This window comes from Mucilaginibacter sp. 21P, from assembly GCF_019331605.1.
Classification (GTDB): domain Bacteria; phylum Bacteroidota; class Bacteroidia; order Sphingobacteriales; family Sphingobacteriaceae; genus Mucilaginibacter; species Mucilaginibacter achroorhodeus.
The window spans coordinates 4,354,521-4,381,064 of record NZ_CP063061.1 but is presented as its reverse complement, the minus strand read 5'-3'; the positions used below and the strand labels follow the sequence as shown (position 1 = coordinate 4,381,064).

Here is a 26,544-nt window from a genome sequence, read left to right as displayed (position 1 = left end):
ACAATGTGCATATAAATTGATTTAAATTTATCAAACAGTTTGTATAGTATTTTCTTTAATATCTGTAATTCGGATTTTGGATGACAAATTATTTAGTACTATATTGCCCTGATTGACAAAACAAATATAAAGAATATTCTTGATTTAAATCAAGAAAAAATCTTTAAATATTTTTATTCGATATGGAAGATTCATTAAAACCAAACAAGATAAAAACGGTACGACCTGAAACACTGGAGTTTATAATTCTTTATAACCAATTAAGAGGCCGTGCTTTTAATAATAATACTGAATTGGCAGAAGCGCTTGGCTTTAATTCAGCAAGCTCAATTACTGAGATCATCAAAAGCAGACAGAATATTGATCCTGAAAAACTCAAGATTTTTAAAGAAAAATTTGGAGAGCAGCTTGGTATCCGTAAAACCGCAGAAAAACCTGTAGTGCAGCGTTCAGAAGAGGGGATACCTATGTATGACATTATTGCAACAGCATCAGGCGTTGAGGTGTATAATGACATCAATGATTCGTTACCTGTAGGCCGTATGAACTTCCCAGGAATAGAGGAGTGTGATTTTGCGCTGCCGGTTTGGGGGCACTCTATGTACCCTTACCTGGAGAACGGCTGTTGGGTTGCATTAAAGATCATCAATGATAAAAAAATATTACCCGGCGAGGTGTACTATATAGAATGGGGTGATTACCGAATGTATAAACGCCTGTTAGCAAGTGATAACCCGGAAGAGGTTATCGCCCATTCAGATAATGTAACTGAAATGGTAGGCGGCCGTCTGAAATATGCTCCTTTCCCCATACGCATTGATGAGATAAAAAAGCTCTGCCTGGTGAAGGATATCCATAAAAAACATAATCATTAGGCCTCACGCTGCCCTCTCCAAAGGAGAGGTTTCTAATGGTGGGGTATTTAAATCTTCTCCAAAGGAGAGGATTTAGGTGGGCTTCCTCACTGACGCGTTAATTAACCAGGCTTTTTGACTTTTTAATTTTGACTTTTTACTTTTTACTTAGTATGATTCGTTTAGCCCTTATCTCCGATATCCCTCAAATAATGCAACTGGTTAAAGAGGTTGTACCTGTTATGCGCGCAAGCGGTAACCTGCAATGGGATGATACCTATCCAAACCCTCAAGTTTTTGAGCAGGATATAAACGAAATCCAGCTTTGGGTCGCTGCGATTGATAATGAAATTGCCGGAGTAACAGCTATCACTACAGAGCAATATCCGGAATATGCACAAGCCGGAATGGACATCAACGAAGAAGCGATAGTTACCCACCGTTTAGCAGTTAGTCCGCGTTACCAGGGCAGGGGTATAGCTGCATCACTAATGCAGCAGGCAGAAGTTTTGGCATTGGAGAGGGGGATTCCTTTATTACGTGTTGATACCAATAGCCAGAATACAGCTACTCAACGTTTGTTCCCAAAAATGGGCTACGAATTTAAAGGTGAGATCACCTTACAATTTAGACCGGGATTGAAGTTTGTGTGTTTTGAGAAGCGACTGCCTACTCAAAAATAAGGCTGAACATCAAGGTACGCAAACCAAGTTTGCTGAGCGGGGTGGCATAGGGGGTGTTGTCCTGTACCAGCATATTGGTAAAGGAGTTGGAGAACTTGATCTCCGGCGAAAGCTTAAAGTATTCGAAATAAATATCGAAGCCCGCCCCAACCTCATAAGAAGAATATCCTTTAACGTTTCGCAGCAATCGTTCTGTAGGGTCAATATTATCGCCTGGGTCTTTCTTCGAGCCTATGCTTTGCGAATATTTGAGCCCTCCTAAAAGATAAACCCGCATGTTGGCGATCCTGTCAGATTTTAGCTTTAGTTGAAGCGGGAAATCAACGGTTGTGGTTTGTACAGATTTTACCACATTTTCATTCGGGTTATCATAGTAATAAGCCACTTTTCTATCGGCAAACAGGAGGGAAGGTGTTACCCTTGTTTCCAAATGGTCGGTTAATCTATAGCGGGTAATAAAGCCAACCGCAAAGCCGGGCGACGAGGGTGAAAAAATTGCCTTCCTGAATGTGGTCACCGCCTCATTGTTGTTTTGCGGGTCACGGAAAGGCGTTTGCCAATCAGGCTTTTTAACTACATCAAAGTGGCTTTGTACATAAGAGAATAAAAAACCGAAACTGAGATCGTTCTGGTCGGCGCCCCCACCCCAGGCTTGCGCAAATAGCTTATTGCTGCAGCACACCAGTATAATGATGGTTAGGAGCCGGAGTTTTATCATTTAATGCCGGTATAAATGGAGCAGATGCCAAATAGCAGCGGCCTTACCTTGGTTTCTTTAAAACCAGCCTTGTTCATTATCGCCCTAAATGCCTCTCCATCCGGGAAGGCGGCTACAGACTCAGGCAAATAAGTGTAAGCCCTTGCGTCTTTAGAGAAAAGCTTGCCTATGCCCGGCGTTATATAATTAAAATAAAAGTTATAGAGCTGCTTAACAGGGAAGCCCTTGGGTTTAGAAAACTCGAGCACTACGGCCTTGCCTCCGGGTTTTAAAACTCGGTTAATATCTGTAAGCCCTTTTTCAAGGTCTTCAAAGTTGCGAACGCCGTAAGCAACAGTAACCGCATCAAATCCGTTATCGTTAAAAGGGAGCTTTTCAGAGTCGCCAAGTTTAACTTCAAATTTATCACTAAGGCCACGTTTGGCTATCTTTTGCTTAGCTACCTCAAGCATGCCGGCAGATATATCAACCCCGATGATCTTCTCGGGTTTAAGCAATTTAAGTGCCTCAAATGCAAAATCGCCGGTGCCGGTAGCAACATCCAATATCAGCTTGGGCTGGTCTTTTTTTAATTCGTTTATCGCTTTCTTCCGCCAAATGATATCTATCCCTAACGACATAAAGTGATTAAGAAAATCATAGGTTTTAGAGATATTGTTGAACATATCGGCAACCTGTTCTTTTTTGGTAGCCTGGTTCTGATATGGAGTTACTGTTTTGCTCATGTTTTCGGCAGTAAAGATAAGTATTTTTGTAGCTTGTACCGTTTTAACATTGGTACTCAACACTCAAATTAGTTTGCAATAATTAACTCTTACCTACCGCCAATTATCCAAATAAACTATTGATTATGCACTTTTAACATAAAGTTCTATCTTCACAGTTCAGCAGTTCTTGCTTTTAAAACCTTAAATTTCAAACTAAACTATACTGATAACCATGAAAGAAAATTCTGAAGCGTCGCGCAGAGGCTTTTTAAAAAAGCTTGCTACTACCACCGCTGCAGTTGCCGCCGGCAGCAGTCTTATAGCTGCCGACAAAAACACGCCATCGTTCTATTACCTTAAAAAGGAATACAAGCCGTTTGGTCCTAATGATCAGGTAAACATTGCCTTGATTGGTGCCGGAGGTATGGGTACGCAGGATACCATTGTAGCCCTGCAAGTGCCGGGTGTAAAGTTGGTTGCCGTTTGTGACCTATACGATGGCCGTTTGGCAGATGCTAAAAAGCGCTGGGGTAATGATATTTTCACTACCAAGGTTTACAAGGAAATACTTAATCGTAAAGATATTGATGCCGTTATTATAGCAACGCCCGATCACTGGCACCAGCAAATATCTGTTGATGCCATGCACGCCGGTAAACACGTTTACTGCGAAAAACCGATGGTACACTCGGTTGCCGAAGGCCCTGCGGTAATAAAGGCCCAAAAAGAAACTGGTAAAGTATTCCAGGTAGGTAGCCAGGGCGTATCATCATTAGGCAATGAAAAAGCACACGAACTCTTAAAAAGCGGCGCTATCGGTCAGCTTAATTACGCCGAAGGTTTTTGGGCACGCCGCGCACCCATTGAGGTTTGGCAATACCCTATACCAGATGATGCTTCGCCGCAAACTGTGGACTGGGAAACTTATGTAAGCAACGTACAAAAACGCCCTTACGATTCAAAAAGATTCTTCCGCTGGAGAAATTATACTGACTATGGTACCGGGATGGCTGGCGATTTATTCGTGCACCTTTTTAGCAGCTTACACTTCATTACTGATTCGATGGGGCCGAATAAGATCTACGCTTCGGGCGGACTGCGTTACTGGAACGATGGCCGCGAAGTGCCGGATGTGTTGTTAGGTACGTTTGATTATGGTAAAACTGCTGCTCACCCGGCATTTAACCTTTCCCTTCGTTGTAATTTCGTTGACGGCACCAGCGGTACCACATACTTAAAGTTAGTGGGCAGCGAAGGCTCTATGGATATAACATGGGATAGTGTTACACTTAAGCGTAATAAAACCATCGCTTCCGATGATCCATTCTATTTGGAAAAGCTACGTAAAGCAGGTCAAAGCAATAGCTCTCGCAAACAAATACTTCCTCCTGAGGAAATTACTTACAATGCCGAAAAAGGCTACCTGGGTGGGCCGTATGACCACATGAATAACTGGATAACTGCCATCCGCAATAACGGTAAGGTTACCGAAGATGCTGTTTTTGGTTACCGCGCTGCCGCACCAGCTTTATTGTGTAATGATAGTTACTACAAGAACAGCCCGATGCTCTGGGATCCGGAGAACATGAAAATGATTAAGAAAGCTTAGCATGAAAAAGCATATTAAAATTTTGAGCTTTGCAGCGCTATTATGTGTCGCAGGCTCACAAAGTTTTGCCCAGGCCAAAAAGAACGGATGGGTAAGTCTTTTTGATGGCAAAGACCTTGCGGGCTGGCACGGCTTTAACAAAACCGGCCCGGTTAAAAACTGGGAAGTTGAAAACGGTGCCCTGGTTTGCCTCGGCGCCGTAAAAGGCACTGATACCGGCGGCGATATTGTAACCGATAAGGAATACGACAACTTTGAGTTGACCTGGGAGTGGAAGATTGATAAAGGCAGCAACAGCGGCGTGCTTTACCATGTGGTTGAGGATCCGAAGTATGATGCAGCATATTTAACTGGTCCCGAATACCAGATAATAGATGACATAGGCTGGGTGCCGGATAAACTGGAAGACTGGCAAAAAACCGGTGCGGATTACGCCATGCATGTTGCAAACGGCAACAAAAAAATAATGCCGGTAGGACAATGGAATACCAGTAAGATCATTTTTAATAAAGGCCATGTTGAGCACTGGCTGAACGGTAAAAAAATCGTGGAGTTTACCGCCTGGGATGCCGACTGGCAAAAACGCAAAGCCGAAGGCAAATGGAAAGACCATCCTGAATATGGTATGGCTAAAACCGGCCACATTGCCCTGCAAGATCATGGGCACAAAGCTTATTACCGAAACATTAAGATAAAGGAGTTATAAGTATCAAACCAAACTTGTCATTGCGAGCGTAGCGTGGCAATCCCCGACATACAGAGCCGCTCTGGGTATCGAGGATTGCCACGTCGCCTGCCGGGTCCTCGCAATTGTAAAGGTCAATTAATTCGGTAACAGAATTAGCTTTAAAGAATAAAGCAATATTGTTATGCGGAACATTAATAATGACCTTACGTTAAAGCGGAATTATCTGAGCAAATACCGTTTTCTGATCAGCGAATACGAGCAGGTCAAACGCAGGGAACATCCTGTTTATCGCTTTGCCAGGGATTTCTATTTGGCCCATGATACCGATGCCCGAGCGTTTTTGAAATACTACAATCTGTTCAAACAATCGGGCAATGAGCTTGATCTGCTCCCGCAGAAGCGCGGGCCGAAGTACGGCAGTCGCAGGCCTTCTCCGGTTGAGGAACAGCAAGTGCTCGAATTGCGGGATAAAGGCTGCAATAAGTTCGAGATCAACAGCCAGCTCAGGCAGAAATCCGATACCTTTACACCATCGCCATCAGGTATTTACAATATTCTGAAGCGCAATGGGCGTAACCGTTTAAAACCGGTTGACAGGGAAATCAAACAAAAGATCGTCAAGGAGCGCATGGGCCAGTTAGGACATATCGATTGCCATCATTTAAGTAAAAGCGTTATACGCGGACAAAACAGAAAGCTGTACCTGCTTTGCGTACTGGATGACTACAGCCGCCTGGCATGGGCACAGGTGATGACAGATATCACAGCACTCACTACGATGTTCACCGCAATGCATTGCATGCAGGCGCTCAAACGGGAGTTCGGCATCCAGATGGAGGAGATCATTGCAGACAACGGCCCGGAGTTCGGAACGGCTGTAAGTCAAAACAAAATGAACCACCCTTTTGAGCGTATGCTGGTCGAAACAGGTATCAAAAGAAGATATATGAAACCCTACCGGCCGCAAACTAACGGCAAGGTTGAACGCTTCTGGCGGACGCTCAAAGAGGACCTGATCGAAGATACAGACTTCGATAGCCTCCAGGAGCTGGAAGATGAACTGCTTAAATACCTCGTGTACTATAACTGGGAAAGACCTCATCAGGGTATCGGTGGAAAAAAACCTATTGATATGGCTACCCTAAACAACAAAAAATAATACCTGATTCTGTTACCGAATTACCTAACCCTTACAGCAATGACGGGGTAAAAAGAAGGCCCTGCATTTGCAGGGCCTTCTTTATTTTAATAAAACTTCGGTAATGGATTTAACCCTACATCCTGGCGTTGGTGCCAGTATGGATAGATCGGGTCTCGGTCGCTGGCGGCATCAAGTTTTTTAACTTGCTCCGTAGTCAGGTTCCAGCCTACGGCATCCAGATTTTGTTTTAGTTGTTCCTCATTACGGGCACCTATAATAATGTTGGCAACCGTTGGACGTTGCAATAACCAGTTAATGGCTACTTGCGCAACAGACTTGCCTGTTTCTTCGGCAACCTGGTCTAAGGCATCAACAATTGTATAAAGTCGTTCGTAATCTGTTTCCGGTCCGTGGCTGCCGCCCTGCGCGCGGCGATTATCTTTCGGCAACTCCTGGCCGCGGCGATATTTACCACCCAACTGACCAGATGCCAGCGGACTCCATACAATGGTGCTCACGTTTTGGTCAATTCCTAAAGGCATCAGTTCCCATTCAAAGTCACGATCTAACAATGAGTAGTAAGCCTGATGGGCAATGTACTTAGCCCATCCGTAACGCTCAGATACCGATAACGACTTCATTAAATGCCAGCCCGAGAAATTTGAACAGGCTATATAACGGATCTTACCTGCGCTGATCAGGTCATCCAGCGTGCGCAGTGTTTCTTCAACCGGGGTGTTGCCGTCAAAGCCATGTAAATGGAAAATGTCAATGTGGTCTGTTTTCAAACGTTTCAGGCTTTCTTCAACAGAAATGGTTAAATGATAGCGCGAAGAACCAAAATCGTTGGGGCCGTCGCCCATACGAAAGGTTGCTTTTGTAGATATCAAAACGCGATTGCGCAATCCTTCGAGCGCCTGGCCTAAAATCTCCTCAGATACACCGCGAGAATAAACGTTGGCGGTGTCAAAGAAGTTTACACCTGCATCAAGGCATAAGTGAACCAATTTTTTGGCGTCCTCTAATTGAGTATTGCCCCAGGCCTTAAAAAAGTCTCCTTTGCCACCAAAGGTTGCAGTTCCAAAACTTAGCACGGGCACATGCAAGCCCGATCCTCCTAACTGTCTGTATTCCATAGTGTAATATTTATAGTAAATGTATTGTTAAGGCTAAATGCCAACGGCATCAAATCTCGGTAGTAAATGTTTCCCAAATATCATGCAAATACCATAATGGATTATTTGCGCCAAACTATCCTTACCATAAAAAGACAAATAAAGTCGGTATAAAAACATAATTTCGCTGCCGATAGTTACATCTATTATGTCAAAAATAGCTTTAATAACAGGTGCCACCGCCGGCATTGGCGAGGCTTGTGCACATACTTTCGCACAGCAAGGTTACGATCTTATACTTACGGGCCGACGGTTAGACAGGCTTGAGAAAGTTGCAGGGCACCTTAATGATAAATATAACGTAGAAATAGCAGTATCATCATTTGATGTGCGTAACCGCGAGGATACGCTCGGTAGTCTGGAAAGTTTACCGTCAAAATGGCGACAGGTTAGCGTTCTGGTGAATAATGCCGGCTTAAGCCAGGGGCTTGATCCCATTAATGCAGGAAGCTACGATGATTGGGACACTATGATAGATACCAACATTAAAGGCTTGCTTTATGTAAGCAAATTAGTATCAAACTGGATGATTACCAACGGCGGCGGGCATATTATCAACATCGGCTCTATTGCCGGTAAACAAGTTTATCCTAACGGAAACGTCTATTGTGCTACCAAGCACGCTGTTGATGCGCTTACCAAATCAATGCGGATAGACCTTTTGTCGCACGGCATAAAGGTAACGGCTATTCATCCGGGTATGGTAGAGACCGAATTTTCTGAAGTACGCTTTAAAGGAGATAAAGAAAGAGCCAAAAAGGTTTACGAAGGTTTTGAACCGTTAAAGGCAGCAGATATAGCCGAAACTATTTGGTTCGTGGTATCGCGCCCAGCGCATGTAAACATCAATGACCTGTTAATAATGCCTACATCACAAGCTACGGCAACTAATGTTTTAAAGAAGTAAGTCGGAAAGTTCGCAGTCGGAAAGTCCGAAAGAAGAAATATATAACAACCCAATCCGGACTTTCCGACTTATCGGACTTCCGGACTAAAATTAAAGAACCATGTCACTTATATCACAAATAGACCAGGATATCAAACAGGCAATGTTAAGCAAGCAGGCCGATAGGCTGCGTGGCTTACGCGCCATTAAGTCGGCTCTGCTTCTGGCTAAAACAGAAAAAGGCGCAGCCGAAGAACTTACACAGGAAGCAGAAATAAAGGTGTTGCAAAAACTGATAAAGCAACGTAAAGAATCTGCAGACATATACAAAACACAAGGCCGCGAAGACCTTTACGATATTGAAATGGCCGAAATGTATGTTATTGAACCATACCTGCCACAACAAATGACGCGTTTTGAGATAGAAGGTTACATACAAGAATTGATAACAAGGTTAGAGGTTACCTCAGTAAAAGATATGGGCAGGGTAATGGGCGTAGCCAATAAAGAGCTTGCCGGCCGTGCCGATGGTAAAACTGTATCTGAGGTGGTTAAGCAGCTTTTAGGGTAAAGTCAACGGCTTAATTATCTATAAAAGGTGTGAAACTGTATTTATAATTATAATTTTACAACAGTTGAGGCTAAGCCTTAACAGATAAAATAGAACTTACTTACAATTATATGGAGCTGGTGCTTAGACAAGAACATGGATTTAGCTATATCGAAGTTGGTGAAGGCGAACCGCTTTTGCTTTTACACGGCTTGATGGGCGCTTTAAGCAACTGGCACGATGTTGTTGAAGAATTTAGTAAAGAGTATAAGGTGCTTATACCAATGCTGCCTATATATGAATTGCCTATACTTACTACCGGTGTAAGGGCATTATCTAAATTTGTACACAAGTTTATCAAATTCAAAAAGCTGAGAAATGTTACGCTGTTGGGTAACTCGCTTGGTGGGCATGTGGGTTTAATTTATGTACTGGCGCATCCTGGCTATGTAAAGGCGTTGGTGCTAACCGGTAGTTCGGGTTTATATGAGAATGCCTTTGGCGGATCATTCCCGAGGCGTGAGAATAAGGATTTTGTGCGTGAGAAAGTACAATTCACATTTTACGACCCTGCAATTGCTACCGAAGAACTGGTAGATGATGTTTACCAAACCATAAATGACAGGCCTAAGGTTATACGCATTTTGGCAATGGCGAAATCTGCCATTAGGCATAACATGAAAGACGAACTGCGCAAGATAACCATGCCGGTTTGTTTGATATGGGGCCGTGATGATAAAATTACCCCGCCGGAGGTAGCTGTTGAATTTAACCAGCTGATGCCAAACTCAGAACTGCACTGGATAGATAAATGCGGGCATGCACCAATGATGGAGCGCCCTCAGGAATTTAATACCTATCTTAAGGGTTTCTTAGATAAAATAAAACGATAATATATGCGTGCAATTGAGCTTATAGAAGACGCGATACCCCCGGTACATACCTCTGATAGTATACAGAAGGTTTTTGACCGTATGGCAGAGTTTCGTGTGCGCCATATGCCAATTGTAAACGAAGACCAGTTTTTGGGATTGGTAAGTGAAGATGACCTGATTGAAGAGCCTGATTATAACACGCCGATAGGTGCACTTGCGTTATCTCTTGTAAACCCTTATGTGGTAGAGGAGCAGCACATCTACGATGTTATCCGTTTGTTTTATGAACAGCAGCTTACAATAGTGCCTGTACTCAATCAAAAAAAAGAATATCAGGGGCTTATCAGTATCAATTGCATGGCAGAGTATTTTGCCAAACTTACTTCCTGTTCAGAGCCGGGCGGTATTATTGTGCTTGAAGTGGATATCAAGAATAACTCATTGGCACACATGTCGCAGGTGGTTGAGTCTGATAATGCACAGATCCTGAGCTCATATACCCGTACCTTTCCAGACTCTACCCGTATGGAAGTAACACTGAAGGTGAATAAGCAGGATGTTTCAAACATACTGGCAACCTTTCAGCGATACAGTTACGAGGTAAAGGCTACCTTTAATTCTACCGATAACAATGATAACTCGATGGATAGGTATGATTCATTGATGAACTACCTCAATCTATAGCAAAAGCCACACATGAAAATAGCAGTTTACGGAAGGCAGTTCAATGATGCATCTATATTTCCGTACATCAGGCAGGTATTTGATACCTTGTTACAACATAATGTGGAGGTTTGCATCCATCCGCTTTTAAACGAGAATTTACAGAACCACATCGATACATCGGCGTTCACCGTGCTTAATTGTGACTCGGCTTTAAAAGGTCATATCGATATATTTCTTACGCTTGGTGGCGACGGTACCCTTTTAGATATGGTGAGCGTTGTGCGCGATACCGGCATCCCCGTTATTGGTATCAATTTTGGGCGCCTGGGCTTTTTGGCAAGCATCAACAAAAGTGATATCGCTGCAGCAATACATGCGGTAGTAAATCAAGAATATACATTAGATAGTCGTGAACTACTGGTAATAGATTCCGATGAAAAGATCTTCGGCGACAATAATTTTGCACTTAACGATATTACCATCCACAAACGTGATGACTCGGCCATGATCACCTGCCATGTGGCTTTAGATGGCGAGTTCTTAAACTCCTACTGGGGCGATGGTATCATCGTTTCAACACCAACCGGCTCAACCGCCTATTCTTTAAGCTGTAATGGTCCTATCATTTTCCCGCAGTCTGATAGTATAGCCCTAACACCGGTTGCCCCTCATAATTTAAATGTGAGGCCGGTGGTATTGCCAAACACAAGCCGGGTATCAATAGATGTGGATTATCGCGGCAATAATTATATTGTATCTTGTGACAGCCGTACGGCGATCATTGACAAACCCATGCAGTTTAGGGTTTACAAGGCCGATTTTAAGCTCAACCTTATCAGGCTTAATAATGAAAGCTACCTGTCTACACTTAGGAAAAAGTTATTATGGGGTTTAGATGCCCGTAATTATTAACTTTACTTAATGCGCAAATACGCTGCCTTACTATTATTGCTATTAACAAGCTTTGTTGCCCGTTCCCAAACCTGGGAGATTGGCGGCAGTGCCGGCGCAACTGCCTACGTAGGCGACCTTAATACCAACAATCCTTTTAAGCCAAGCGGCGGCTTTGGCGGCGTATTCGTAAAGCGCAATTTTGACCGCTACCTGGGGCTTCGCCTTAATTTTGTGTACGGTCAAATAAGCGGTGCCGACAGCACATCACACATCGAGCAATTTCGGCAGCGTAACCTTAGTTTTACTGATCAATTAAAAGAGCTTAGCCTGATATTGGATTTTCATTTTATGAGCTATATACCCGATGCAGGCAAAAATATTTACACGCCATATGTTTTCCTGGGGGCAGGTATAACATCCTACAATCCGCAAGCTATGTTAGACGGTAATAGGGTTGATCTGCGGCCATTAGAAACAGAGGGTACCGCTTATGGAACAAAAACCTTGGTTATACCCTTTGGCGCGGGTTTTAAATATAACATCGGCGGTAAATGGACATTAGGTGCCGAGCTGGGTTACCGCTACGCCAACACCGATTTTTTGGATGACGTAAGCGGCGTATACCGTACATTTCCTAATCCTAACAGCAACGCAGCACGCCTCGCCGACCGATCAGGCGAGGTTGGTGCAGGGCCGGCCATTATAGGTTCGCAGCGCGGTGACTTTAAATCTAAAGATCTGTATGGTTTTTTCGGGCTCACTATTTCCTACACTTTCGTAACATCGAAATGTTACTACTAATATTTAAAATTCTGCAAAACTTAACAAAACAAAATAATATTTTGTTTTATTAAACAAAGCGGTATATTTATCGGTATAATAATTAAGAAACCAATTATTAACCTTTAAAACCATATTGCCATGGCCGAGCTAAACACAAACCCCGAGAAAAGCGGTAACAGAGTTCGCACAAAGAAAGCAGCCCTAAGGGTTGATCTTACCGCAATGGTTGATCTCGCATTTTTGCTGATAACCTTTTTTATGCTCACTACCACCCTAAGCAAACCAAAAGCTATGGATGTTGTAATGCCGGTAGGGGAGAGTGGCGCGGTACCACAATCCCGCACCATGACCATCTGCCTTGGTAACAACAATAAAGCCGTATGGTACCTGGGCGAGCCGCAAAATCCAAAGATTCCCGCAACTATAACCGATTACGGTAAAAGCGGCCTTCGTCGCGCAATTACTAAGGTACGGGATGAAGTACGGAAAACCACAGGCAAAGACTTAATAGTAGTGATAAAACCCGCCGAAACTTCCATTTATGAAAACCTGGTCAATACACTGGATGAAATGAATATTAACAACATACAGCAGTTTGCCATAGCAAACATCGATAAAACTGATATCGACCTGCTTAAACAGAAACAGGCATTTTAAAAGATTCTTAACCTAAACCATGTGTGAGGCGTCGTAACTAAAAGTTGCGGCGCTTTTTTTATGTTAGCGTTAACTGTTGGCTATCAGCCCGAAAGTGGAAAACAAGGCAGATTTCTTTTTTAATCCATACTAAAATAATACAAACTAAGTTTTTACCTTTGTCACCTGAAAAAAATAACATTGGTTACTGTGCATCTTGTGACGGTAAAATGCCACAGGTTAAAAAGGTACATCAGCATAAACGGTGCTGTGTAAACCGTTAAACAAATGAGTTATATAGACCAGATTGATCTTCAGAGAGTACCCCGCCACATTGCAGTTATTATGGATGGCAACGGCCGTTGGGCAAAAGGTAAGGGCAAATTAAGAGTGTTTGGTCATCATAACGGTGTGCTTTCTGTACGTGATGTGGTTGAGGCTGCAGGTGACCTGGGTGTTGAGTATCTAACACTCTATACTTTTAGCGCCGAGAACTGGAACCGCCCAAAACTTGAGGTTACCGCAATTATGGAGCTGCTGATATCTACCTTAAACAAGGAGATAGCCAAGCTGATGAAAAACAATGTACGCCTTAATGCAATTGGCGATTTGGATAAGTTGCCCGGTAAATGTCATAGAGAACTGGAGGCAGCTATTGAAAAAACATCAGTGAATACCGGTTTAACCTTAACGCTGGCGCTAAGTTATAGCTCAAGAGAAGAGATTGTACATGCTGCAAAGGAATTGGTAGCAAAGGTACAAAGCGGCGAGTTGCAGCTTGAGGACATTAACGAACAAATGTTTGAAGATAATTTATACACCTCAGGTATGCCCAACCCCGAACTTTTAATAAGAACAAGTGGGGAATACCGCATAAGCAACTATTTACTTTGGCAAATTGCGTATGCCGAGCTTTATTTTACGCAAAAACTATGGCCTGATTTTAGGCGTGAAGACCTTTTTGAAGCCATCTTAGATTACCAGAAACGCGAACGCAGATTTGGCAAAACCAGTGAACAGGTAAATTAAATTTTACTTTTAACACTTTTTAACAACTGTATAAATTATTTTTAGCCCACTAAAATATTCGGATGAATAAAGTTTTTTTTGCTCTTATCTTATCATTTATAAGCACTGCGGCGCTGGCACAAGTATCCGGCGGCGGGCAGCGTGGTGCTCTTCCAGGTGGCGCTATTCCGGCAGATAGTTTAAGCTATCTTAATCCGAAAGATTATATTATTGGTGGTGTTTCCGTTAGTGGTGTACAGCATCTGGATAAAGATGTTATCCTTACCATATCAAAACTAAACAAGGGCGATAAGATCAATCTTCCCGGCGAGCAAAACGCTACAGTTATAAAAGACCTTTATAAACAAGGTTTGTTTGATGATGTGCAACTTAACATTACCGCAATAAAAGGAGATAGTATTTTCCTGGATATTGCCGTTACCGAGCGCCCGCGTTTATCACGTTTGCATATAACCGGTTTACGCAAGGGTGAGATAGAAGACCTGAACAAAAAACTGAACGACAAGACAGGTAAAATTGTTAACGAAAACCTGTTGAGTACTACAACCGCTATCATTAAAAAACACTTTAATGAGAAAGGTTATCTTAACACCACGGTAGACATTAAGCAAACTAAAGACCCGGGCGACCCTAACAGCGTTATCCTGGATGTTGCCGTTAATAAGCATAGTAAGGTTAAGATCAATAGTGTTACGTTTGAAGGCAACAGCAAGTTATCTGATGGTACACTCCGTGGTTTCCTTAAAAATACCAGGCCAAAGAAATTCTGGCATATTTTCGGCTCAAAGAAATTTAAGCAGGACAAATATGATGAGGATAAGCAAACGTTGATAGAAAAAATGCAGGAGCGTGGTTACCGCGATGCAGAGATCATCAGCGATACGGTTACCATGCATGATGAGAAAACCGTGGACGTGCGAATAAAAGTTCACGAGGGCCCTAAATACTACTTCGGCAACATTAAATTCTCCGGCAACGCAACATACAATGCAGAATTGCTTACCCGTATCCTGTCAATAGAAAAAGGACAGGTGTTTAGCGAGGATCAGTTAAATAAACGTTTAACAGGCCCTACCCCAAATAACGACGATGTATCTTCATTATATCTTAATAACGGTTACCTTACTTTTAACGCAGATCCGGTACAAACACGTGTTTATAATGACACAGTAGACTTGGATATCCGTATATACGAAGGGCCGCAATACACCATTAACCGCGTTATATTAAAAGGTAACGATGTTACTAACGATAAGGTTGTAATGCGTGAGATACGTACCAAACCTGGTCAGAAATTCAACAAAGAGCTTTTGATACGTAGTGCGCGCGAGATCGGTCAGTTGGGTAACTTTGACGAGCAGAAAACAGAACCAAAACCAACTAACATTAACCCTGTTGATGGTACGGTAGATCTGATCTATAACGTAGTTGAAAAACCATCAGACCAGATCGAGCTTTCAGGTGGTTTCGGTGGTGGCCAGTTGGTGGGTACACTGGGTTTAACATTCAACAACTTCTCGTTACGTAACATATTTAACTGGAAAGCTTACAAGCCGCTGCCTAAGGGTGATGGTCAGAAATTGAGCTTACGTGGCCAGTCGAGCGGTCGTATTTATCAAAACTTTTCGTTCACTTTCTCTGAGCCATGGTTAGGCGGTAAAAAACCTATTTTCTTTGCGTTATCAGCTTACACGCAAGGATCATCTACAGGCCAATATTATCCAAAATCGAGCCCTAACTATAATAGGTTACGTATAAACGGTGTGGGTGTAACTTTAGGTAAGGTATTAAACTGGCCGGATAACTATTTCCGCCTTAACTACTCACTTAACTTTGACCACTACAATCTGGATAACTACCGTGGATACGTGTTAGAGAATGGTACATCGTACAACATCAAGCTAACCCAGGAGTTAAGTCGTAACTCTGTTGATGCACCTATCTATCCAACACAGGGTTCAAACATTAAATTAACTATACAGGCAACACCGCCGTACTCGTTGTTCAATAATATCAATTATAAAATTGCAACGCCGGAGGAGCGCTACCATTTTGTGGAATATTACAAATGGAAATTTGATGCCCAGTGGTTTAACCGTATAGCAGGTAAGTTGGTATTAATGTCGCAGGTGCGTTTCGGTTACCTGGGTCAATACAATAAACTGGTAGGTACATCTCCGTTTGAGCGTTTCAAATTGGGTGGTGATGGTATGCAAACTTACCAGTACTTACAGGGTACAGATATAATTGGTTTACGCGGTTACGAGAACTTCTCTATCGTTCCAATCGGTTCAAACCAAAATGCTAACACTAACCAGGGTAATGCCATTTACAACAAATACACATTAGAGTTGAGGCATCCGGTTATCGCCAGCCAATCGGCAACTATCTTCCTGGAAGCTTTTGCTGAAGGTGGTAACGTTTGGGATAATTTTAGCCAGTTTAATCCGTTTAACGTAAGGCGTTCTGTGGGTGTGGGTGCAAGGATCTTCTTACCGATATTTGGTTTGCTTGGTTTGGACTACGGTTATGGTTTCGATGCTATACCTGGCCAGCCTGATGCTAATAAAGGTCACTTCCACTTCACAATTTCACAAAGCTTAAGCGGCGGATTTAATTAATTTTGCATATTCGTATATGAGGAAGATAATTTTAGTACTTTTTTTTACGTTCAGTGCATTTACAGCAGCATTTGCACAACGTTTTGCTTATGTGGATTCTGATTATATTTTGAAACATATGCCTGAATATGTTTCTTCGCAGAAGCAATTGGCAGCGTTGTCAGAATCATGGCAAAAAGATGTGGACGGCCGTTTTCAGGAGATAGAGCGGTTATACAAAGCTTACCAGGCCGATCAGGTATTAATGACGCCTGAGCAGCGGAAACGTCGCGAAGCGGAGATCGTAGATAAAGAAAAGGCAGCGAAAGACTACCAGCGCCAAATCTTTGGTCCGGATGGTGATCTGTCTAAAAAAAGCAATGCGCTGATTAAACCTATCCAGGACAAGGTGTCTAAAGCTGTACAGGCTGTTGCCGAGAGCGAAAATTTAGACATGATTTTTGACAAGAACAGCGAGGTTATTATGCTATATGCAAGCCCTCGTTACAACAAGAGCGATCAGGTTATTACCCGCCTTGGTTTAAAACCGGGTGTGTTGGCCAAGTAAAGATTATACAATAGAACTATTATTAAACACAGAAAATCAAAAATGAAAAAACTACTAAAAGTTGCTTTAGTTGCAGCAGGGATGTTATTTGCAGGCAACTTTGCCCAGGCTCAGTCTAAAATTGGTCACATTAACTTTTCTCAGTTAATTGACATGATGCCTGAGACCAAAACTATCAAAACTCAACTTGAAGCATATCAAAAACAATTTGTTGATCAGCTTACTGCTATAAACACTGAGTACCAAACTAAAGGTCAGGCTTACCAGCAAAAAAGAGCTACCATGACTGATGCACAGCGTACTGCTGCTGAGAACGAGTTGCAAGATATCGGTAAACGTTTACAAGATTACCAACAATCATCTCAGCAACAAGTAGAAGCTAAACAACGCGAGTTAGGTAAACCACTTATCGATAAAGCACGTGGTGCTGTTGAAGCTGCTGCTAAAGAAAAAGGTTACGGTTATGTATTAGATACCACTAACGACTATTTAGTTGTATCTCCTGCTGCTGATGATCTTTTACCGGCTGTTAAAACTAAATTAGGTTTAAAATAATTTAAGCGTAAATAATTTGAAAAGCGCCCCTCATTGGGGCGCTTTTTTTATTTTTGAGCAAATGACAGCAAAAGGGCCCATCGGTATTTTTGATTCGGGGATAGGTGGTTTAACCGTTTTTCGGTCCATAGTTGAAAAGTTGCCTGCTTATGATTACCTGTACCTTGGCGATAATGGCAGGGCGCCTTATGGCAACAGGTCTTTCAACACTATTCATCAGTACACCTGGGAGTGCGTGCAATGGATGTTTGCACAAGGTTGCCCGCTTATTATTTTGGCTTGTAACACCGCATCGGCCAAAGCATTACGTACCATTCAGCAAAATGATCTGCCAACAACCCATCCTGATAAGCGCGTTTTAGGCGTTATACGCCCCACCGCAGAAGTTATAGGCGATTACACCAAAACCAGGCACATTGGCGTATTGGGGACCAATGGAACAGTGCAATCCGGTTCATACCTGCTGGAGATCGAACACTTTTTCCCTGACTTGAAAGTGCATCAGCAAGCGTGCCCGTTATGGGTCCCATTGATAGAAAGCGGCGATTATAAAAATGAAGGTGCCGATTACTTTGTTAAGCAATATCTGGATGAGTTGATGGCCCAATCAAATGACATAGACACCATTTTGCTGGCCTGTACACATTACCCATTGCTGCAAGGTAAAATAAAAGCACATTTACCTTCTCATATCAAGGTTGTTGGGCAGGGAGACATCGTTGCCCAAAGTTTAGCAGACTATCTCCATCGCCATCCGGAAATGGAACAACGCCTCGCACAAGACAGAAGCAGACAGTTTTTTACCACTATGGATAATACCGCAGAATTTGATAAGCATGCCTCAGAGTTTTTTGGCAGTATTATCAAAAGCACATTCACTGATGTTAGGCAGTGTTAGGCAAGGGTCAACTTTGTAGAAACGTTCTAAATAAGGTTTAAAAAACAACTACCTAAACAGTCAACTATCCATAGCATTTAGTAAGTTTGCAACCTTAGCAAACCGACTTGAGTTTTTATCTTACATATTTTATCGTAGCTGCAGGTTTATTTGGTTTTGTGGCCCTGTTTACCATGTTTGGTGTATATGCCGAGCGTAAGGTGAGTGCCTTTATCCAAAACCGTTTAGGCCCTATGGAAACCGGTAAATACGGTACCCTCCAGGTACTGGCCGATATGATGAAAATGGCTCAAAAAGAGATAATCATTCCTGCTGCTGCTGATAAGATATTGTTTGTAGCCGCACCTGTCATCATTTTCATCGGTGTTTACTTAGGTTTTGTGGCATTGCCCTGGGGGCCTGGCTTAATACCCGCCAACATCAACATTGGTTTGTATTACGTTTTTGCCATCATCTCCATAGAAACCCTTGGCATACTGATGGCCGGTTGGGGATCAAACAACAAGTATTCTATATTGGGCGCCATGCGCTCTGCTGCGCAGATCATCTCTTATGAAATACCTGCAGGCTTTTCCATTATTGCCGTTGTGATGGTGGCGCAAACATTAAACCTGCAGGATATTGCTATGCAGCAAGGTGTGCTATCGGCAGAGCAGGTCAAATTTTTTGGCTTTTGGGATGTTACGCATATTGGCGGCATTTTATCATGGAACGTTTTTAAAGCGCCGCATTTACTGGTTGCTTTTGTGATATATTTTATTGCATCGCTGGCAGAAAGTAACCGTGCGCCGTTTGACATACCAGAAGCAGAATCAGAACTTGTTGCCGGTTTCCATACTGAGTTTACGGGCCTTCAGTTTGCGCTGGTTTTCCTGGCCGAGTATTCAATGATGTTCCTGGTATCTATGATAGGGGTGATCCTTTTTCTTGGCGCCTGGAATACACCTTTGCCCAATATCGGCGCAGCAAAATTGGCCGACTGGACTACAGGCGCAGGTTGGGGAATACTTTGGATATTGATAAAATCGTTAGGATTAGTGGGTATGCAAATGTGGATCCGCTGGACGCTGCCCCGCTTGCGGGTAGACCAGCTCATGAACCTTTGCTGGAAAGTACTTACACCGCTGGCGTTTTTATGTATGCTGATATCTGGGATATGGCGATTGTGGGTAATGTGATTGGAAGAGAATTAAGATACAAGAATCAGGAATCAAGACAAAAGAAGATCATGGTAATTCTTTAATCAGGCACATCATGATTCAAGACAAATAAATGATTAGACAAACGATAAAAGGCTTAACAACTGCATGGAAGGGACTTTCCCTCACCATGAAAACCCTTTTTACGTCTAATTCAAAACGTAAGGTTATATCTGTAACCGATAATAATTATTTTAAACAGCAGGAAAGCACTAACACCATCCAATATCCCAAACAGGCTTTACCTGTGCCGGAGGTCGGGCGCTACCAGTTGGATGTTGAAATTGACGATTGCATTGTGTGCGACCTTTGTGCTAAGATATGCCCCGTTAACTGCATAGATATAGAGTCGATAAAATCAACAGAGGGCGTTATCGGTGAAACTTCTGATGGCTCGAAAAAGATGTTGTATGCGGCTAAGTTTGATATAGACATGGCCAAATGCATGTACTGTGGTCTGTGTACTATAGTTTGCCCCACCGAGTGTATCACCATGACCAATCAGTATGATCGAACAAGTTTCCAACTGGCCGATCTTAATTATGAATTTACTGATATGTCGCCCGAGGATGCTGCAGAAAAACGCCGTTTGTTTGACGAGCAGCAGGCTGCCAAGGCCGCAGCAAAAGCAGCTGCCCTTAAAGCAAAGGAGGGTGGAGCATGAGCATGATAAAAATACTGTTTTACTTAATGGCATTTATCACTCTCGGCTCTGCGTTGGTAGTTGCTGCCGGTAAAAATTTGGTGCGAAGTATTTTCATGTTTTTTGTCACGCTGTTTGGTTTAGCGGGTCTTTATGTATTGACACTGGCCGATTTTGTGGCTGTAACACAGATAGTGATCTATGTTGGCGGTATTTTAGTTTTGATATTGTTCGCCTTTATGCTTTCAGGTAAAGAGGCGCTGGACAAGATCGAGGTACAAAAGAATAAGTTCATCAGTTTAAGTAATGCACCGGCTTTTTTCCTGGCGGGCTTGTTTGCGGTGATAATGCTCAATGTGATATTTAAAGCACATGTAGATCAGCTGCCATGGGTAATCGAGTCTGTTAAGGCTGGCACTACTATGCCAATCAACGGCACAGGGATAAATGAGATAGGCGTTAATTTAATGACGCGGTACTTACTGCCTTTTGAGGTTATATCCATCTTGCTGATGGTGGCTTTGGTTGGCGCGGCGCACCTGTCACGCAGGGAAGGAGCAAACCAGGCATGATAACCCAGCAGGATTTTATGATAGTAAGCGTACTGCTGTTTTGCATCGGTGTATTTATCATCGTATCAAAAAAGAATGCAATACAGGTGCTTATCGGTATTGAGTTGATGCTGAATGCTGCAATACTGAACCTGGTGGCCTTTGGTAAATTTGATCGCACAAATAATGGCGGGCAGGTTTTTGCGTTGTTTGCCATTGTGTTGGCCGCTGCAACAACTGCAGTTGCATTGGCTATAATTTTAAATGTTTATCGGCGATATAAAACCATCGACCCTGATAAAATAAACCAGTTAAAAGACTAATGAAAAGGTTGTTGATCATATTGCTTGTATTGTTTACCGTAGGCAGCGTGGATGCCCAGCGGAAAAAAAGCAGCTCAAAAAAGAAAGCAAAACATTTGTCGGTAAAAAAATCTTCCAAGAAAAGGCGTCATCATCGTGGTGGTGGCAGTAGCAGTTACGCTGAGCCCGATCCCGAGCCCGAGGAAGAATTTCAATATGTAACCATGGGTGCCGACAAGCGCATGGTTTTTAATGATCCTCCGGAGGGAGAACAAAAACCCTATGTGCTGATCAATGATGTGCCTTATGAAGGTAACCTGCGCGATATCAATGTGAATGACGTGTTAGAAGTATCGGTTGTAAAGCGCAAAAGCGCTCGTGCTATGTATGGCGCTAAGGCTGCTGCCGGTGCGGTATTTATAAAGGCCAGGCATATGCCAAATGGTATGGCAAGTGCTCCGGTAAAACCCGTTACTACACTGCCTGTAAAAAAATCATTTATTTACAACGAGGAAGTAACCTTTGGCAGCGTAAGCGATATAGCGCCTGAAAAAATATTGGCAATAGATACGCTTATACAGCCAAAGTTCGTCGGCTCAAAGGATAACGATACCACGCTTAACGTTACCTCAAAGGTGTATGGTAAAAAGCTTTACCAGTACAAGTTTGGCACTATGTCAAAAGCCTACAAGCGTTATATCCGCAGCCGCCGTGGTAAAGATGATGGCGTTAATTATGTAGTGAGCGATGGTACAACATTAATAGGTGGAAATGAAGACGATCTGCTTACCCTGTTTAAACTTTACAGTGCCGATATTTCGTCCGTAAGTTTTACACCGGCTAAAGGCACTCGTAAAAACCGCATACCGGCCACCTTGAATATCGAATTAAACCAAGTACCTGCACCATGAAAAAGTTATTATTGATGATGATCTGCTTTTTTGCGTCGATAGGCGTGAGAGCGCAAATTACTAAGCCTGGGACTGCAACAGGTAACTTTGACCATAACAAGCCCCTGATAATTTTGGACGGCAAAAAATATAATGGTGACCTTAAAAGTTTAGACAGCGCTAATGTTAAGAGTGTAACCATTTTAAAAAATAAGGAGGCAACATCGAAGTATGGCCCCGAAGGCGCAAATGGTGTGGTTTTGGTTACAACCAAAAACTCCACAAGTGCGGATACAACTACAATCAAGTTGCGTGAGTCGGCATCATTGTTAAACGACCCTCTATATGTAGTGGATGGCTACAAAGTAGATAGCCGGGTATTTAAGGCCCTAAAGCCGGAGGATATTGAAACTGTAAGTGTTTTAAAAGATGCGAGTGCGACTGCATTATACGGCGACCAGGGTAAAAATGGCGTTATATTAGTTGCAACCAAAGCAGGCGCTAAAGGCACAAAAGCATTAATTGATGCAAATGATAACAAATTGCCAATTGCTAACAATGATCCACTTTACATCATCGATGGCGTAAAGGTAGATAAAGTTAAGCTACAAGCCATTAACCCTAATGATATTGAAAGTGTTAATGTTTTGAAAGACAGCGCGGCGGCTGTGCTGCTACACAGTCCAGCAAGTTATAGAGGCGTGATAGTAATCACCACCAAAGCCGCCGCAAAAAAAGCAAAAGCGAAAACAAACAATTGATCCCGATACTATCACATACCGATGCACAAACCATAAGCTTCGCCATTTGGGCGGTGGCATTGCCCTTTGTTGCGTTTGTGTTGAACCTTCTCGTTTTTTATAAAAGTAAAATAGCGGCGCTGGTTTCAACCACGGCCATTGTGGTAAGTTTAGTGCTGGCTGTTAAAGTTTTTTTATCGGTTTGGAATGCACCTGTTATACACGCGCAAACTACCTGGTTCATTATTGGAGCTACTAAAGTGCAAGCTGGTGTACTACTCAACAACCTATCGGTGTTGATGCTGCTATTGGTACCAATGATCGCTTTGCCGGTGCATATCTACTCCATTGCTTACATGAGGGACGATGAAGGGTACAGCCGCTACTTTCGTTACCTGAGCCTTTTCTGTTTCAGTATGCTGGGCCTGGTTGTGGTAGATAACCTGATAATGCTATACGCCTTTTGGGAACTGGTAGGGTTTTCATCATACCTGCTCATCGGTTTTTGGTTTACCCGCCAAAGTGCGGTGATGGCCAACAAAAAGGCTTTCATTATGAACCGCATAGGCGATATTGGTCTCCTAACGGCTATCATCATCCTGTTCACCTTGTTTGGTACTTTTGATATTGAAGCATTATTTGGCAAAGAAGGCTTTGTACAGCTATCAAACATTGCTGCAGGTATGTGGGCTGGTCCGCATAGCGCTATGCCGACGGTATGGCAGTATGTGGCTTTTGCCGGGATATTTTTGGCTGTCGCTGCTAAGTCGGCGCAATTCCCGCTGCATACCTGGCTGCCCGATGCTATGGAAGGCCCAACATCTGTTTCGGCATTGATACATGCTGCTACCATGGTTGCGGCAGGCGTATTCTTGTTAGGCAGGGTTTATCCATTATTTACAGAAAGCGAACTTACCATTTTAGCGATCGTGGGTTGCTTCACCGCATTTATGGCGGCAACCATCGCGCTCACCCAAAATGATCTTAAACGCGTCCTGGCATATTCAACTATTTCGCAATTAGGGTTTATGGTGCTGGCCATGGGGGTTGGGGCTTACGCTTCGTCGCTGTTCCATTTGGTAACGCATGCGTTTTTCAAATGCCTGTTGTTTTTGGTAGCCGGTATCGTTATCCACCAGATGAAACACATCAAGGATGACAACAACTTAGATATCGATCCACAGAATATCCTGCACATGGGTGGTTTACGCAAAAAGCTACCGTTAACGTTCATCGTAACCATTATTGGTGCATTGGCACTGGTAGGTTTTGTTTTTACATCGGGTTATTTGTCTAAAGATGGCATACTGATACAATCATTCGTTTGGGCCGAAGGTAAAAGCGCTGTGTTTACTGTAGTACCGTATTTCGCCCTGCTAACCAGCGTACTCACTGCATTCTACGTAGCCCGATTGGTGGTTAAGGTATTCTTCGGTGAGTTCAGGTTGCAGAAAGTTAATCCGCACATCCATATCCATATGGGCGATGGCAACTGGCTGTACAAAGCGCCGTTAGTGTTTTTAGCAATCTGTAGTTTGTTCCCGTTATTCTCAAATAGCCCGGTATTTTACGAAGATGCCTGGATCTATAAAAGTTTCCTGCCATCGAATTTCCTGGTGCGCGAAAATATTTACCATACTATCATCCCTATACTGGTGAACTTGCTTGCCGTATTTGTAATGTATACCGCTTTTGCATTGTATGGCAAACGCAATGCATGGTCATTTCCGCAAACTGGACTGCTCTATCGAATTTCTTATAATGAATGGTATATCGATAGGTTTTACAACCGTGTTGTCGTCAAATTTGTGATGTGGTTCAGTAACCTGCTGTATTGGTTTGATAAAAAGGTGGTAGATGGACTTGTCCATTTATTTACCAGGATCGGTACGTCGCTGGCCGCCACCGCAGCCTGGTTTGACAGGAATATTGTTGACGGCTTACTGCATTTAATTGCGGGCATTGTGCAGGCAATAGGTAACTTTGCACGCCGTTTTCAGGGTGGCAAGGTGCAATATTATTTATACAGCATGTTACTGGTGCTGGCTTTTGTTTTTATCTTTAAAATGATCTGGACCTGATGAACCTTTTATCGCTCCTTATATTTACCCCTGTACTGTTTGGTATCATCGTATTGATATTGCCATCGAGCATGCGTGCGAGCTTTAAATACCTTACCCTGGCGGCAACGCTGGTGCAGCTGGTGATTAGCATTGTTATCTATCTTAACTTTAAAACAGGCGCTGGTTTTGGAGGCATTAACCACGAAGAACAGTTTCAGTTTGTACAAAAGCTGCCTTGGATAAACCTTGATCTGGGTAGTATGGGTAAAATGCAGATAGATTATTTTGTGGGGATAGACGGCATGTCGGTAACCATACTGGTGATGTCTGCTTTGGTGATGGTAGTAGCCGCTATATCATCCTGGGAGATCAACAGTAATCTAAAAGGCTTTTTTGCATTGTTCTTATTGTTGGATATGGCGGTGATGGGCGTGTTCTGCGCACTGGATTTCTTCCTGTTCTATACTTTTTACGAACTAATGTTACTGCCGCTTTACTTCCTCATCGGTATGTGGGGCGGTGCTCGAAGGGAATATGCAGCCATTAAGTTTTTTCTCTATACCCTGTTCGGCTCGGTATTTATGCTGTTAGTAATGGTTGGCTTGTACTTATCGGTAACTGATCCTGCAACAGGCAATCACACGTTTAACATCATCCACATGATGAATCCTAAAAATTATATCCAGGGTTCAGTGTTTTCTACATTAAGTCATGCTACTATATTGGGCATGCCTGCACGTACTGTTGGTTTTGTGGTGTTGTTTGTGGCTTTTGCCATAAAGGTGCCTGTTGTACCGCTGCATACCTGGCTACCCGATGCGCACGTTGAGGCACCAACTCCAGTATCTATCGTATTAGCGGGTGTGTTGCTTAAGATAGGTGGTTACGGGATAATTCGTATCTGCATGGGTATATTCCCTGATGCAGCTATATCATCGGCTTTTTGGGTAGGGTTGTTAGGGGTTATCTCCATATTATACGGCGCCTTTAACGCATTGGCGCAGCGTGATCTTAAACGGTTGATCGCTTATTCATCCGTATCGCATATGGGCTTTGTGTTGCTTGGTATTGCCTCAGCTACCGCCGAAGGTGTAAGCGGTGCCATTATGCAAATGATCAGTCATGGGTTTTTATCATCGATGTTGTTCTTCCTGGTAGGTGTGGTTTACGGCCGCGTGCACGATAGGGATATCTATAACTTCCGTGGATTGGCATCGCTGATGCCGCGTTATACGGTTTATGTGATGATCGCCTTTTTTGCTTCACTTGGTTTGCCGGGTTTCTCGGCATTTGTGGCAGAGGCCTTCTCGCTGGCGGGAGCTTTTAAATCAAGTTCGGTTAACGGCTTGCTACCGCAATGGATGGCGGTGTGCGGTGCAGTGGGTATCCTGTTAGGTGCCGCCTACTTGTTATGGACGCTGCAAAGAATGTTCTTCGGCACGGTATCATTAAAAGGTGGCGAGATCTGGAAAATAGCTTTAACGGATATCAATTTCCGCGAAACAGCCGCTTTGTTGCCTTTGGCGCTTTTAGCATTAGCGTTGGGTATTATGCCATCATTGGTATTTGGTAAAATAAACGATGCCGTGCTGGCATTTGTAAGCTTTTTGCAGGTGAAATAATTTTTTGATACCGGTTTAT

At 43.1% G+C, this 26,544-nt stretch carries 28 protein-coding genes; 25 read left to right on the top strand and 3 right to left on the bottom strand.

The annotated features are described in order from the left end of the window. Nucleotides 1-182: 182 nt before the first annotated feature. Nucleotides 183-875, top strand: coding sequence for a S24 family peptidase (locus INP83_RS19550; protein ID WP_219125587.1), 693 nt, complete (start codon nucleotides 183-185; stop codon nucleotides 873-875). Between the two features lie 152 nt (nucleotides 876-1,027). Then, nucleotides 1,028-1,537, top strand: coding sequence for a GNAT family N-acetyltransferase (locus INP83_RS19545; RefSeq protein WP_219125586.1), 510 nt, complete (start codon nucleotides 1,028-1,030; stop codon nucleotides 1,535-1,537). Here the strand turns inward: INP83_RS19545 and INP83_RS19540 are convergent. After that, on the bottom strand, nucleotides 1,524-2,255 hold the full coding sequence (locus INP83_RS19540) for an outer membrane beta-barrel protein (RefSeq protein ID WP_146272917.1): 732 nt from the start codon (nucleotides 2,253-2,255) through the stop codon (nucleotides 1,524-1,526). The genes INP83_RS19545 and INP83_RS19540 overlap by 14 nt on opposite strands. Further along, nucleotides 2,252-2,980 carry a bifunctional demethylmenaquinone methyltransferase/2-methoxy-6-polyprenyl-1,4-benzoquinol methylase UbiE gene (ubiE, locus tag INP83_RS19535; RefSeq protein WP_146272918.1) on the bottom strand — a complete coding sequence of 243 codons (729 nt, stop codon included), beginning with the start codon at nucleotides 2,978-2,980 and terminating at the stop codon, nucleotides 2,252-2,254. The genes INP83_RS19540 and ubiE overlap by 4 nt, the downstream gene beginning before the upstream one ends. A gap of 214 nt (nucleotides 2,981-3,194) precedes the next feature. Here ubiE and INP83_RS19530 point away from each other — a divergent pair, with 214 nt between their 5' ends. The 3 genes from INP83_RS19530 to INP83_RS19520 all read left to right on the top strand — a co-directional run bounded on the left by INP83_RS19530 (nucleotide 3,195) and on the right by INP83_RS19520 (nucleotide 6,418). After that, nucleotides 3,195-4,571 (top strand): Gfo/Idh/MocA family protein, encoded by a 1,377-nt coding sequence (locus INP83_RS19530; RefSeq protein ID WP_219127752.1) that lies wholly within the window; start codon nucleotides 3,195-3,197, stop codon nucleotides 4,569-4,571. Between the two features lies 1 nt (nucleotide 4,572). Further along, on the top strand, nucleotides 4,573-5,277 hold the full coding sequence (locus tag INP83_RS19525) for a DUF1080 domain-containing protein (RefSeq protein WP_219125585.1): 705 nt from the start codon (nucleotides 4,573-4,575) through the stop codon (nucleotides 5,275-5,277). A 163-nt stretch (nucleotides 5,278-5,440) separates the two neighbouring features. Further along, nucleotides 5,441-6,418 carry an integrase core domain-containing protein gene (locus tag INP83_RS19520; protein ID WP_219125584.1) on the top strand — a complete coding sequence of 326 codons (978 nt, stop codon included), beginning with the start codon at nucleotides 5,441-5,443 and terminating at the stop codon, nucleotides 6,416-6,418. An 86-nt stretch (nucleotides 6,419-6,504) separates the two neighbouring features. Here INP83_RS19520 and INP83_RS19515 read toward each other — a convergent pair whose 3' ends face one another. Further along, on the bottom strand, nucleotides 6,505-7,536 hold the full coding sequence (locus tag INP83_RS19515) for an aldo/keto reductase (protein ID WP_146272921.1): 1,032 nt from the start codon (nucleotides 7,534-7,536) through the stop codon (nucleotides 6,505-6,507). A 187-nt stretch (nucleotides 7,537-7,723) separates the two neighbouring features. On the opposite strand from INP83_RS19515, the gene INP83_RS19510 reads away from it, so the two are divergent. The 20 genes from INP83_RS19510 to INP83_RS19415 all read left to right on the top strand — a co-directional run bounded on the left by INP83_RS19510 (nucleotide 7,724) and on the right by INP83_RS19415 (nucleotide 26,525). Next, nucleotides 7,724-8,482: an SDR family oxidoreductase gene (locus tag INP83_RS19510; protein WP_219125583.1), complete on the top strand. Its 759-nt coding sequence runs from the start codon at nucleotides 7,724-7,726 to the stop codon at nucleotides 8,480-8,482. Nucleotides 8,483-8,582: 100 nt separating this feature from the next. After that, on the top strand, nucleotides 8,583-9,032 hold the full coding sequence (locus INP83_RS19505; protein WP_146272923.1) for a GatB/YqeY domain-containing protein: 450 nt from the start codon (nucleotides 8,583-8,585) through the stop codon (nucleotides 9,030-9,032). Between the two features lie 110 nt (nucleotides 9,033-9,142). After that, on the top strand, nucleotides 9,143-9,904 hold the full coding sequence (locus tag INP83_RS19500; RefSeq protein WP_146272924.1) for an alpha/beta fold hydrolase: 762 nt from the start codon (nucleotides 9,143-9,145) through the stop codon (nucleotides 9,902-9,904). 3 nt (nucleotides 9,905-9,907) lie between these two features. Further along, nucleotides 9,908-10,570, top strand: coding sequence for a CBS domain-containing protein (locus INP83_RS19495; protein WP_146272925.1), 663 nt, complete (start codon nucleotides 9,908-9,910; stop codon nucleotides 10,568-10,570). A 12-nt stretch (nucleotides 10,571-10,582) separates the two neighbouring features. After that, nucleotides 10,583-11,464 carry an NAD kinase gene (locus tag INP83_RS19490; protein ID WP_146272926.1) on the top strand — a complete coding sequence of 294 codons (882 nt, stop codon included), beginning with the start codon at nucleotides 10,583-10,585 and terminating at the stop codon, nucleotides 11,462-11,464. A 9-nt stretch (nucleotides 11,465-11,473) separates the two neighbouring features. Continuing rightward, nucleotides 11,474-12,247 carry a DUF6089 family protein gene (locus INP83_RS19485; protein WP_219125582.1) on the top strand — a complete coding sequence of 258 codons (774 nt, stop codon included), beginning with the start codon at nucleotides 11,474-11,476 and terminating at the stop codon, nucleotides 12,245-12,247. 120 nt (nucleotides 12,248-12,367) lie between these two features. Next, a complete protein-coding gene (locus INP83_RS19480; RefSeq protein ID WP_219125581.1) occupies nucleotides 12,368-12,886 on the top strand; it encodes a biopolymer transporter ExbD in 519 nt (172 codons plus the stop codon). Nucleotides 12,887-13,153: 267 nt separating this feature from the next. Continuing rightward, entirely contained in the window at nucleotides 13,154-13,894 is a 741-nt protein-coding gene (locus tag INP83_RS19475) for an isoprenyl transferase (RefSeq protein WP_146272929.1), read from the top strand. 62 nt (nucleotides 13,895-13,956) lie between these two features. Beyond that, on the top strand, nucleotides 13,957-16,515 hold the full coding sequence (bamA, locus tag INP83_RS19470; RefSeq protein ID WP_219125580.1) for an outer membrane protein assembly factor BamA: 2,559 nt from the start codon (nucleotides 13,957-13,959) through the stop codon (nucleotides 16,513-16,515). A gap of 16 nt (nucleotides 16,516-16,531) precedes the next feature. Next, complete coding sequence (locus tag INP83_RS19465; protein ID WP_146272931.1) at nucleotides 16,532-17,062, top strand: OmpH family outer membrane protein; 531 nt, start codon at nucleotides 16,532-16,534, stop codon at nucleotides 17,060-17,062. 42 nt (nucleotides 17,063-17,104) lie between these two features. Next, a complete protein-coding gene (locus INP83_RS19460; protein ID WP_146272932.1) occupies nucleotides 17,105-17,617 on the top strand; it encodes an OmpH family outer membrane protein in 513 nt (170 codons plus the stop codon). A 61-nt stretch (nucleotides 17,618-17,678) separates the two neighbouring features. Beyond that, the gene (gene murI / locus INP83_RS19455) at nucleotides 17,679-18,515 is read left to right on the top strand and encodes a glutamate racemase (protein WP_146272933.1); all 837 of its coding nucleotides are present in this window, start codon (nucleotides 17,679-17,681) and stop codon (nucleotides 18,513-18,515) included. Nucleotides 18,516-18,622: 107 nt separating this feature from the next. Beyond that, on the top strand, nucleotides 18,623-19,693 hold the full coding sequence (gene nuoH / locus INP83_RS19450) for an NADH-quinone oxidoreductase subunit NuoH (RefSeq protein ID WP_219125579.1): 1,071 nt from the start codon (nucleotides 18,623-18,625) through the stop codon (nucleotides 19,691-19,693). A gap of 151 nt (nucleotides 19,694-19,844) precedes the next feature. Continuing rightward, complete coding sequence (locus INP83_RS19445) at nucleotides 19,845-20,378, top strand: 4Fe-4S binding protein (protein WP_255563198.1); 534 nt, start codon at nucleotides 19,845-19,847, stop codon at nucleotides 20,376-20,378. A gap of 26 nt (nucleotides 20,379-20,404) precedes the next feature. After that, nucleotides 20,405-20,929, top strand: coding sequence for an NADH-quinone oxidoreductase subunit J (locus INP83_RS19440; RefSeq protein ID WP_255563197.1), 525 nt, complete (start codon nucleotides 20,405-20,407; stop codon nucleotides 20,927-20,929). Then, entirely contained in the window at nucleotides 20,926-21,231 is a 306-nt protein-coding gene (gene nuoK / locus INP83_RS19435) for an NADH-quinone oxidoreductase subunit NuoK (protein ID WP_219125576.1), read from the top strand. Before INP83_RS19440 ends, nuoK begins: the two co-directional genes overlap by 4 nt. Then, entirely contained in the window at nucleotides 21,231-22,121 is an 891-nt protein-coding gene (locus INP83_RS19430; RefSeq protein WP_219125575.1) for a hypothetical protein, read from the top strand. Before nuoK ends, INP83_RS19430 begins: the two co-directional genes overlap by 1 nt. Then, complete coding sequence (locus tag INP83_RS19425) at nucleotides 22,118-22,861, top strand: TonB-dependent receptor plug domain-containing protein (RefSeq protein ID WP_219125574.1); 744 nt, start codon at nucleotides 22,118-22,120, stop codon at nucleotides 22,859-22,861. The genes INP83_RS19430 and INP83_RS19425 overlap by 4 nt, the downstream gene beginning before the upstream one ends. Further along, on the top strand, nucleotides 22,858-24,921 hold the full coding sequence (locus INP83_RS19420) for an NADH-quinone oxidoreductase subunit L (protein ID WP_255563196.1): 2,064 nt from the start codon (nucleotides 22,858-22,860) through the stop codon (nucleotides 24,919-24,921). Before INP83_RS19425 ends, INP83_RS19420 begins: the two co-directional genes overlap by 4 nt. After that, nucleotides 24,921-26,525, top strand: a complete 1,605-nt coding sequence (locus tag INP83_RS19415; protein WP_219125573.1) for a NuoM family protein — start codon at nucleotides 24,921-24,923, stop codon at nucleotides 26,523-26,525. The genes INP83_RS19420 and INP83_RS19415 overlap by 1 nt, the downstream gene beginning before the upstream one ends. The last annotated feature ends 19 nt before the right edge of the window (nucleotides 26,526-26,544 follow it).